The organism is Bradyrhizobium sp. (assembly GCF_016462955.1).
Lineage (GTDB): Bacteria > Pseudomonadota > Alphaproteobacteria > Rhizobiales > Xanthobacteraceae > Bradyrhizobium.
The window spans coordinates 20,139-29,483 of sequence record NZ_JAEMSD010000021.1; the positions used below are offsets into that span (position 1 = coordinate 20,139).

The 9,345-nt window shown below is 63.4% G+C and carries 10 protein-coding genes; 9 read left to right on the plus strand and 1 reads right to left on the minus strand.

Annotated features, from left to right (window positions below):
* Positions 1–47: 47 nt before the first annotated feature.
* The gene (locus tag JHD07_RS04370; RefSeq protein ID WP_291619370.1) at positions 48–413 is read right to left on the minus strand and encodes a DUF2946 family protein; all 366 of its coding nucleotides are present in this window, start codon (positions 411–413) and stop codon (positions 48–50) included.
* A 479-nt stretch (positions 414–892) separates the two neighbouring features.
* On the opposite strand from JHD07_RS04370, the gene JHD07_RS04375 reads away from it, so the two are divergent.
* The 9 genes from JHD07_RS04375 (at position 893) to JHD07_RS04415 (ending at position 9,133) form a co-directional block, all read left to right on the plus strand.
* A complete protein-coding gene (locus tag JHD07_RS04375) occupies positions 893–1,297 on the plus strand; it encodes a globin (RefSeq protein ID WP_291619371.1) in 405 nt (134 codons plus the stop codon).
* A gap of 142 nt (positions 1,298–1,439) precedes the next feature.
* The gene (locus tag JHD07_RS04380; RefSeq protein WP_291619373.1) at positions 1,440–2,462 is read left to right on the plus strand and encodes a sugar ABC transporter substrate-binding protein; all 1,023 of its coding nucleotides are present in this window, start codon (positions 1,440–1,442) and stop codon (positions 2,460–2,462) included.
* 6 nt (positions 2,463–2,468) lie between these two features.
* Positions 2,469–3,971: a sugar ABC transporter ATP-binding protein gene (locus tag JHD07_RS04385; RefSeq protein ID WP_291619375.1), complete on the plus strand. Its 1,503-nt coding sequence runs from the start codon at positions 2,469–2,471 to the stop codon at positions 3,969–3,971.
* Between the two features lie 11 nt (positions 3,972–3,982).
* Entirely contained in the window at positions 3,983–5,008 is a 1,026-nt protein-coding gene (locus JHD07_RS04390; protein ID WP_291619378.1) for an ABC transporter permease, read from the plus strand.
* 297 nt (positions 5,009–5,305) lie between these two features.
* The gene (locus tag JHD07_RS04395) at positions 5,306–5,914 is read left to right on the plus strand and encodes a TetR/AcrR family transcriptional regulator (protein WP_366863942.1); all 609 of its coding nucleotides are present in this window, start codon (positions 5,306–5,308) and stop codon (positions 5,912–5,914) included.
* A gap of 128 nt (positions 5,915–6,042) precedes the next feature.
* Positions 6,043–6,717 (plus strand): L,D-transpeptidase, encoded by a 675-nt coding sequence (locus tag JHD07_RS04400; RefSeq protein ID WP_291619382.1) that lies wholly within the window; start codon positions 6,043–6,045, stop codon positions 6,715–6,717.
* Positions 6,718–6,775: 58 nt separating this feature from the next.
* Positions 6,776–7,600 (plus strand): oxidoreductase, encoded by an 825-nt coding sequence (locus tag JHD07_RS04405; RefSeq protein WP_291619384.1) that lies wholly within the window; start codon positions 6,776–6,778, stop codon positions 7,598–7,600.
* Positions 7,601–7,651: 51 nt separating this feature from the next.
* The gene (locus JHD07_RS04410) at positions 7,652–8,500 is read left to right on the plus strand and encodes an alpha/beta hydrolase (protein WP_291619386.1); all 849 of its coding nucleotides are present in this window, start codon (positions 7,652–7,654) and stop codon (positions 8,498–8,500) included.
* A gap of 102 nt (positions 8,501–8,602) precedes the next feature.
* Complete coding sequence (locus tag JHD07_RS04415; RefSeq protein WP_291619388.1) at positions 8,603–9,133, plus strand: VOC family protein; 531 nt, start codon at positions 8,603–8,605, stop codon at positions 9,131–9,133.
* Positions 9,134–9,345 lie beyond the last annotated feature (212 nt).

Sequence of the window (9,345 nt, forward strand, 5' to 3'; positions counted from 1 at the left end):
TGCCGGCGCAACGACAGCACGCGCCAACGGTTCGGTTTGTCGCTACGTCAGGAAAATTGCGGTGGGGCGCGCGCCTGGGCGACCGAGCCCTCAGGGGAGACGACAGCAATGGAGTCTGCCGGATGCCACACCAGGCGCTCGGCATGGCGGACCGGAAGCGGCAGAGCCGCGTGCGTCGGCGAATCGAGCGTGGCGTTCGCCTGGGCGAGGCAGCACAGGGCGCAAGCGCCGGCATGCGCAGTCGGCGAGCCGCTCCGATCGCCTTGCTCGCTCGGGCTATGGCAGATGACGGCGGCAGCCAGCGGATCGGCGATCGCCTGCCCCGCCGCCAGACAAGCGGCAATCGGCGCCAGCACCTGCATCGCCAGGGCGAGCAGGACCAGAGGCAGGAACTTTTGCAGCCGTGCGCGCATCTGTCGAACCATTCGTCGTGGATTGACTAAACACCGCGGAGGCAGCCGAGTCGAGCCAGTTCCGCCGCCTCGATTGGCACAGGGCAAGCTTCGCGAAAACCTTCATCGGGGGCTTCCGCTTCGCGGCGGGTCCGGCATTGAGGCAGTCAACAGCCTCCGCCCATCAACAGATTTATTATATCCGTCATATACTTAGACGGCCAAGAGCCCGATCATTTCGCCAACTGCTGTTATTTTGAACATTCGTTGCCGAAAATGATGACAAGTGAGAAAAGTTGATCTAGCATCCTCTTGCTCAGGCGCTGACTGCGAGGTCGAAGCCTGGTGGTCCAAGTCTCGGGAGGAGCCCCTGGCGCGCAAAACGCAGCGTCGCCCCGTCAATCAAGAGCAAATCTTAGAATCGGGGATAATAGGGTCGACACAATTTTCGAGCGGGGCGAGGGCCCCGCTCTTTTTTTGTCCGCGCGGCTGAACTGGCGATGAACGCGGTCTCTGATCCGGTCCAAGACAGCTTCGAACGCGCGGCCTTGCGCTGCGCCGATCTCACGCCGCTGGTCTATCGACGCCTGTTCGAGCTGCACCCGGAAACGCAGGCGATGTTCCGTTCGGACGGCGCCGATCTCGTCAGGGGATCGATGCTCGCACTCACGATCGAAGCCATTCTCGATTTCGCCGGGATGCGTCGTGGGCCGTTCCGGCTGATCGTCTGCGAGGCAGCTTCGCACGATGCATACGGCACGCCGCGCGAGCTGTTCGTCGCGTTCTTCGCCGTCATCAGGGACACGCTCCGCGATCTGCTTGGCGATGAATGGACGCCGGAGATCGCGCAGGCCTGGGACGCCCTGCTCGCCGAGATCGACGCATTCGCCGCCGCACCCACCTGACGCTTTGCGCTGCACCAACGCGCGGGCCGCGACGACGCTGCGGCTGATTGCAGATTGAGTGGCAACAACTCTTGTGAGAGACTTTCGCGGATCGGTCGCGCAAGCAATGACGCGCCGACAACAAGACATATGGGAGCGAGCGATGTCCGGGACGAAAGATTTCTCGACGACGAGGCGCGATCTTCTTCAGGCGGCCGCGACCGCCGGCGCCGCAACTGCCCTCCTCGGCAGCATGGGCATGAACCCCGCACTTGCAGCCGCGGTCGGACGCAGCGAAAAGCCGCTCAAGGCGGCGTTCTCCAATGCGGGCCTGCAGGCGACCTGGTGCGCGCAAGGCAAGCAGGCCGCCGAATTCTGGGGCAAGCTGTTCAACGTCGAAGTCACCTGGTTCGACGGCCAGCTCGACGCCGTGAAGCAGCGCGCGGCGATCGACAACATGGCCTCGCAGAAATGGGACTTCGTCGCGATCCAGGCCTTCGGCATCGGCACCCTCACCCAGCCTGTGCAGAAGATGATCGACGCCGGCACGCCCGTGATCGACATGGACACGCTGATCGCCCCGCTCGACCAGATCAACGTCCACTCCTTCCTCGCCCCCGACAACGAATTCATGGGCGCCTCGGTGACGCAGGCGCTTTGCAACGCCATGGGCGGCAAGGGCAAGATCATCATGACGCAGGGCGCGCTCGGCCACACCGGAGCGCAAGGACGGGCCAAGGGTTTCAACTCGGTGGTCAAGCAGTTCCCGAACATCGAGGTGCTCGACACCCAGCCGGCCGATTGGGACGTGTCGAAGACCGCCCGCCTCTGGGAAACCTACCTGACGAAATATCCGCAGATCGACGCGGCCTTCTTCCACAATGACGACATGGCGCTCGCCGCCGCCAACATCATGAAGGCGCGCGGCCGCACCAACATCTTGATCGGCGGCGTCGACGCCATGCCGCCGGCGATCCAGGCGGTGAGCGAGGGCCGCATGTTCGCGACCGTCCGCAATCCCTCCTGCCGCATCCATGGCGGCGCGATCATCGCGGGCGTCTCGGCCGTGGTCGGCGGCGAGAAGAGCGGACAAGGCATCCCGAAGAACGTCGTCACCGACGGCCCGGTCGTGACCAAGGCCAACGCCGCGGGGATGCAGTGGATGCAGGAGCACTTCCTGATCTGAGCCTTCATGCCCGAGGTGCGTTCACCCATCCTTGAACTGCAAAGCATCACGAAGAGCTTCGGCGGCGTCGAGGCGCTTCGTGGTGTCGACTTCGCGCTTCGCCCCGGCGAGATCCATGGTCTCGTCGGCGAGAACGGCGCAGGCAAGAGCACGCTGATGAAGATCATCGCCGGCGTGCACAGCGAGTTCTCGGGGCGCTTCCTGGTCGACGGCCAACAGATGCATTTCCGGTCGGCGCGCGATGCGCACGCCGCCGGCATCGCCATGGTGCACCAGGAACTCTCTGTTGCGCCCGACCTGACCGTCGCGGAGAACGTCTTCCTCGGCAACCAGCCGACCAACGCCTTCGGCCTCGTGCAATGGCGGCGGATGGCGCGCGAGGCCGGCGAGCAGCTCGCCCGCTTCGGCATCGACGTCGACCCGATGGCCCGGCTCGGCGACCTCCCGATCGGGCTGCAGCAGCTGATCGAGATCGCCCGCGTGCTGTTCTCCGGTGCCCGCATCGTCATCCTGGACGAGCCGACCTCCGCCCTCTCCCCGCCCGAGGTCGAGCGGCTGTTCGCAACGCTCCGCCGGCTGCGCGAGGAAGGCACCGCCATCGTCTTCATCTCGCACTTCATCGAGGACATCCTGCACGTGTCCGACACCGTGACCGTGTTCCGCAACGGGCGGAAGGTCGCGGAGACCGCGAGCGCGGCAACCAGCAAGGGCGCGCTGATCGAGGCCATGATCGGCCGCGGCGGCGAGGCGCTCGAGCACAGTTACACCGACGACCTGATGCTGCCGCAACCAAGCGCCAGCTCGGTGATCCTGAAAGTCGACCAGCTGTCGCTGTCCCGCAGCCTGAAGGACGTCTCCTTCGAGGCGCGCGCCGGCGAGGTGCTCGGCATCTACGGTTTCATGGGCTGCGGTCAGCAGGAGCTGTCGCGCATCCTGTTCGGGAAGCTCAAGCCCGATAGTGGCACGCTTTTCGTCGAGGGCGTGCCGAAAACATTCGCCAGTACGGCGGCGGCGCGGCGCGCAGGCGTGGCGCTGGTGCCGGAGAGCCGGCGCGACATGCTGTTCCACCAGGAGCCGGTCTACAAGAACATCTCGATCAGCATTCTCGACCGCATCTCGGCGCTGCTGCTGAAGCCGGCGCAGGAGCGCGACATCGCCAAGCGCCAGGTCGAGCAGCTCCAGATCAGGCCGCCGGTGGTCGGCCTCGATCTCGGCATGCTCTCGGGCGGCAACCAGCAGAAGGTCGCGCTGGCGAAATGGCTGACCTATCCGCCCAAGCTGCTGGTGCTGTGCGAGCCAACCCGCGGCATGGATGTCGGCGCCAAGAACGACGTCATCAACATCGTCCGCGACCTCAGAACAAAAGGGCTTGCGATCATCGTGCTGTCGACCGAGCCGGAGACGGTGCTGTCACTGGCCGACCGCATCCTCGTGCTCAAGCGCGGCGCATTGGTGCGGGAATTCAGGAACGAGCCGGTCAGCAAGGACCGCCTACTGGAAGCGGCGTGACGGAGAAGCACATGAGCAGCGAGACGGCTTCGGCGACAGCACAACGGGCGCGAGGCCTTGCGCCCTTCCTGCGCTCGCAGATGCGCAACATCGCCCCGTTCCTCACCCTGATCTGCCTCTTCACCTTCTTCGCCTTCGCCAGCCCCTCCTTCGCAACCCTGGACAATCTCGGCAACATCCTCACGCAAGTGTCGATCACCGGCATCATCGCCGTCGGCCTCACCTTCGTGATCCTCTGCGCCGAGATCGACCTCTCGATCGCTGCCATCGCCAACGTGACCGGCATCGCGGTCGCCTACTTCACGCTGCAGGAATCCTACGTCAACATCGCCAACGTGCCGCTGCCCGGCGCTGTGGCCATCCTGCTGTCGATCCTGCTCTGCGCGCTGCTCGGCCTCGTCAACGCGCTGGGGCTGACCGTGATCGGCATCCCCTCCTTCATCATGACGCTGGCGATGATGCAGATCGCCGCCGGCATCTCCGCGCTCCTGGTGCGCGGCCAGATCGCCTACAAGGTGCCGAGCCTGATCACGACGCTCGGCTCCGGCTCGATCGGGGGCATCCCCTGGCTCGTCATCATCGCCGCGCTGATGCTGCTCGGCGGCCATCTGGTGCTGACCTACACGCGGTTCGGCCGCTACGTCTACATGGTCGGGGGCAACCGCGAGGCCGCCGAATATTCCGGCCTCAACGTCAAGCTCATCCTCGGCGCGGTCATGGTGATCTCCGCGGTCTGCTCCGGCATCGGCGGCATGCTGGGCGTCGCCCATTTCGGCAGCGCGCAGCAGAACGAGTTCGACACCTATCTGCTCGACTCCATCGCCGCCGTTGTCGTCGGCGGCACCAGCCTGTTCGGCGGCCGCGGCGGCATCGGCAACACCATCGTCGGGCTGTTCGTGCTCGGCGTGCTCAACAACGGGCTCGACCACGTCAACATCGACAGCTTCCTGAAGATCCTGATCCGCGGCCTGATCCTGCTGGCGGCGCTGGTCATCAACGTCTACGCGCAGCGCATGAGGGAAAAAGCGGCGGAGTAGACGGCTCCACCGCAAAAGTTGCGAAAACAACCCCATGCACAGTAGCCGGGGCCAGCGGAATCAATGGCTTGCCGGAGACCCTGCCAACGTGCGGATTTAGCGAAGTCAATTTTGACTCTTCGGGCAAAACAGCAGTATGGGGCGTGATGGCGGCGGCTTCGATCGGTCGCCGCTTCCCCGTCATTGCCGACCAACGTATTGCGCGTGTTCGACCGCCTCGTCCAACACGTCCCTTCGATCCGATCTCCAGCATCGCTCGCTATTGCACTTCGGAACCAATTGGTCTATATTGCCTGCATGATGGCTTCCAATTCTCAACTGCCCGTCGGCCGCCCCCGTGAGTTCGATCTCGACGAGGCGGTAAAGCGCGCAATGCAGGTCTTCTGGGATCGCGGCTATCACGATGCGTCGTTGCCCGACCTTCTCGCCGGAATGAAGCTTTCGAAAGGCAGCTTCTACAAGGCTTTCGGCGACAAGAAATCTGTCTTCCTGCACGCCCTCAAGCTCTATACCGAAGACGGCCTGCGGAACGTCCAAGAGGTTCTTCGATCCGATCCTTCGCCGAAGGCGGCAATCCGCAACGCTCTCATACGGTATGCGGATCTGTCTTCTGGAAGCAAAGGCGTTCGCGGATGTTTCGCCGTATTGACCGCCGCTGAGATGTTGCCGGGAGATCCAGAGATCGCAGACCTGATCAAGCGTCTTTTCGCCAGGCTTCAAGACCTGTTCGCTGCCACCGTCTCGAAAGGGCAAGCTGCCGGCGAAATCAGGAAGGGTCGCGACCCCCGTGTTATCGCGCACTTTATCGTCGCCCACGCGCAGGGCATGAGGGTTCTTGGAAAAGTTGGATCACGTCGCGACGACATGCTGAAAAATATCGATCTCCTGATGGAGACCGTTTTTTAAAGCGCAATAAGGAACCAAATGGTTCCTATTGCAGTTGCATCGAAGGCGGCACTAGGAGGTTCAATGTCGAAGATCTCGAGAGTCGCCGGCCCGACCGCGGCACTGGCTCGAACCGATCAGGAATTGATATGACGAACTCACACGCAAGGCACTTTGCGCGCATCGCAGTGATCGGCGTTATAGCAGTCCTTTTATCGGGCTGCGTCAGCAGCAGCGGTCTGGTGGATGCAGATTTCAGCAGCACGCCTGCTGAATATGCGCAGCTGACCGACGGACCTCGCACAATACCAGCGGTCGACATATCCGCCATTGATCCGGAAATGTTGCGCCAGCGCGTGGACTACCCGACGGGTGAGCCGGTCGGAACCATCGTTGTAGATACGGCTGCTCGTCATCTCTACTTTGTGGAGGGAAACGGGAAGGCGATGCGTTACGGCATCGGCGTCGGCAAAGAGGGACTTGCCTTTGCCGGCACTGCCATCATCAAGCGAAAGGCAGAATGGCCGCATTGGAGCCCGACCAAGAACATGATGGATCGGGAACCGGCGCGGTATCGACATCTCGCAGAAGGGATGGTGGGCGGCCTTGGCAATCCGCTCGGTCCCCGCGCTCTATACCTCTATCAGGGCGATCAGGACACATTGTTCCGGATTCATGGAACGACCGAGCCTGAGACTATCGGCGGCGCCGTTTCGAGCGGATGCATTCGACTGATCAACCAAGACATCATCGACCTCTATGGCCGCGTCAAGATTGGAAGTCGCGTCGTCGTGATTCAGCGCAGCCGGGCGTTGGATTCCTGAGCTCTACTGGCTGGGCCAATCGCGGCTTGTCGTCTGAAAACAACTCGGAGAAGAAGCAATGAAAACTTGGCTCATCACAGGCTGCTCGAGCGGTTTCGGCCAGCGGCTGGCGCTCGCTGCGGCACAGCGCGGCGATCGCGTCGTCGCGACGGCCCGCAACGTCAAGACGATCGAGGAAATGGCCGAGCCTTTCGGCGGCCGCATGATAACTGTGCCACTCGACGTGACCGATGCGGCGGGAGCCAGGGCAGCGGTCGCAGAGGCGGTCGAGAGCTTTGGCGGGCTCGACGTGCTCGTGAACAATGCCGGCTACGGGCTGTTCGGCGCGATCGAGGAAGGCACGCCCGAGGAGTATCGGCCGATGTTCGAGGTGAACGTCTTCGGCCTGATCGAAACCACCAAAGCCGCCCTGCCCGTGCTGCGACGTTCGGGCGGAACGATCGTCAACATGTCGTCCGGCGCCGGCATCGCGGGCGGCGGCGGCGCAGGTTATTACAACGCCGCCAAGTTTGCCGTCGAAGGGATTTCCGAAGCGCTCGCCGGCGAGCTGAAGCCGTTCGGCGTTCGCGTGCTGATCGTCGAGCCCGGGCCGTTTCGCACCGATTTCCTTGGCCGTTCGATCACGATGGCGGCCAACGAGATGCCGGAATACGCCACGAGCTCGCGCAGGCACTATCGCGAAACCAACAACGGCAGTCAGGCGGGCGATCCCGACAAGGCGGTCGCAGTGATCCTGCAGGCAGTCGACGCCGATGAGGCCCCGCTTCATCTGCCGCTCGGCCCGGTCGCGCACGTGATCGCCGAGCGAAAGCTGGCTGCCTTCCGCAGTGATATCGACGCCTGGCGCAACATCACGATCGCCACTGATTTCGACCAGCCCTGAGCGCTGGCCGCGTGCTTTGTTTGGACGTCAACAGCCGACTGGAAAGCGATCATGATCGCAACTTTAGAGGGCTTTACCCAGCAGCTGGTGCCGGTGAACGGCATCAAGATCAATGCCGTCACGGGAGGTTCAGGCCCGCCGATCCTTCTGCTTCACGGCTGGCCGGAAACATGGTGGGAATGGCACAAGGTGATGCCGCTGCTCGCCGAGCATTTCAGCGTGGTCGCCATGGATCTGCGCGGCGCGGGCTTTTCCGACTGTCCGCTCGACGGCTATGACAAGGCGACGATGGCGCGCGACGCGCATGACGTGATGGTTGCCCTTGGACATGAACGCTACGCCGTGTGCGGACACGACATCGGCGGAATGGTCGCCTTGCCGCAAGCCGCCATCTATCGGGAGGCTGTTACCCACCTGGCCGTCCTCGACGTTCCGCTTCCCGGTTGGACGGGATGGGAGGCGACGACCGCAAGGCTCTGGCACTTCGGCTTCCATATGAGCCGGGACCTGCCCGAGCGCCTGATTTACGGCCGCGAATACGACTATGTTTCGGCCTTCATGGCAGAGCGGTTCTACGATCACAGCACCTTCAATCCGGCGGACATCGAGATCTACGCCAAGGCGATGGCGCTTCCCGGCCGCACGCGTGGCGGCATGGAATGGTATCGCACCTTCACCGCCGATCATGCGACTGCGCTCGAATACAAGAAGCAACCGCTCGAGATACCGGTGCTTGGCCTGGGTGGGGAGCAGCGGTTCGGTGCGCAGATGGTGCCGATGCTCCAGGAGTTCGCAACCAATGTGAGGGGCGGCTCGATCGCGCGGTGCAGCCACTATGTCGCGGACGAGCGGCCGAATGAAGTCGCAGCCGCGCTGATCGAGCTCCTCGAGGCCAATTGAAACTCCCCGCCCGCGCCGTCGCGGGCCCGGCGGATTGCGAGGCTGCGGGCGAATTGCGCCGCAGAAGCGCGATGGATCGAATAAACAGCAAAGGAGACTGTCATGACCACACCCGTCATTCGCGGCGTCAATCATATCGGCATCACGGTGCCCGACATCGAAGCAGCGAAGTCGTTTCTGGTGGAAGCTTTCGGCGGCGAGGTGATCTACCAGTCCTTCGGACCGCAGGATCCGCCGCGGCAGGGACCCGAATTCGAGCGGGCCGTCGGCGCTTTTCCCGGAACGGTCGTGCGTGCGCAGGCGATGGTCAAGATCGGAACCGGACCCGACATCGAGCTCTTCGAAATGCACGGTCCCGAGCAAGCCAAGCCGATCCGCGCCAGCGACTTCGGCATCACGCACTTCGCTCTCTACACCGACGACATCGACGCATCGGTCGCGCGCTTCGAGAGGGCGGGAGGCACACCGCTCACTGCCCCGCGCGCCATTCCCTATGCAACCGAAAAAGGTCCTGGAAACAAGGTCTGCTACTGCCGCATGCCGTGGGGCACGACGATGGAATTCATCACCACGCCGGACCGCATGGCCTATCATGACCAGACGGATCTGCGCAGGTGGCAGGACGAGGACTGAGCAGGGAGCGAAAGAGACCCGCATCAGTCAAGTCGCGGCGACACTAGCGATGTCGGAACGTGCGACGAGGCCCAGCCGCGACGGCTGTCGTGACGGGTCCATCGCGCTGGCGCAGAGCTATCGCAATGGTGTGCACGATCCGGCGACATCGGCAGTGGGCTCCCTCCCCCGCTTGCGGGGGAGGGTTGGGGAGAGGGTGTCTCCGCGCTGGG

What these genes read in the sequence shown, in the direction of transcription:
- JHD07_RS04385 (WP_291619375.1), top strand. Translation starts at nt 2,469, where the DNA reads ATGCCCGAGGTGCGTTCACCCATCCTTGAACTGCAAAGCATCACGAAG.
- JHD07_RS04405 (WP_291619384.1), top strand. Translation starts at nt 6,776, where the DNA reads ATGAAAACTTGGCTCATCACAGGCTGCTCGAGCGGTTTCGGCCAGCGG.
- JHD07_RS04370 (WP_291619370.1), bottom strand. Translation starts at nt 413, where the DNA reads ATGCGCGCACGGCTGCAAAAGTTCCTGCCTCTGGTCCTGCTCGCCCTG.
- JHD07_RS04415 (WP_291619388.1), top strand. Translation starts at nt 8,603, where the DNA reads ATGACCACACCCGTCATTCGCGGCGTCAATCATATCGGCATCACGGTG.
- JHD07_RS04375 (WP_291619371.1), top strand. Translation starts at nt 893, where the DNA reads ATGAACGCGGTCTCTGATCCGGTCCAAGACAGCTTCGAACGCGCGGCC.
- JHD07_RS04400 (WP_291619382.1), top strand. Translation starts at nt 6,043, where the DNA reads ATGACGAACTCACACGCAAGGCACTTTGCGCGCATCGCAGTGATCGGC.
- JHD07_RS04410 (WP_291619386.1), top strand. Translation starts at nt 7,652, where the DNA reads ATGATCGCAACTTTAGAGGGCTTTACCCAGCAGCTGGTGCCGGTGAAC.
- JHD07_RS04380 (WP_291619373.1), top strand. Translation starts at nt 1,440, where the DNA reads ATGTCCGGGACGAAAGATTTCTCGACGACGAGGCGCGATCTTCTTCAG.
- JHD07_RS04390 (WP_291619378.1), top strand. Translation starts at nt 3,983, where the DNA reads ATGAGCAGCGAGACGGCTTCGGCGACAGCACAACGGGCGCGAGGCCTT.
- JHD07_RS04395 (WP_366863942.1), top strand. Translation starts at nt 5,306, where the DNA reads ATGATGGCTTCCAATTCTCAACTGCCCGTCGGCCGCCCCCGTGAGTTC.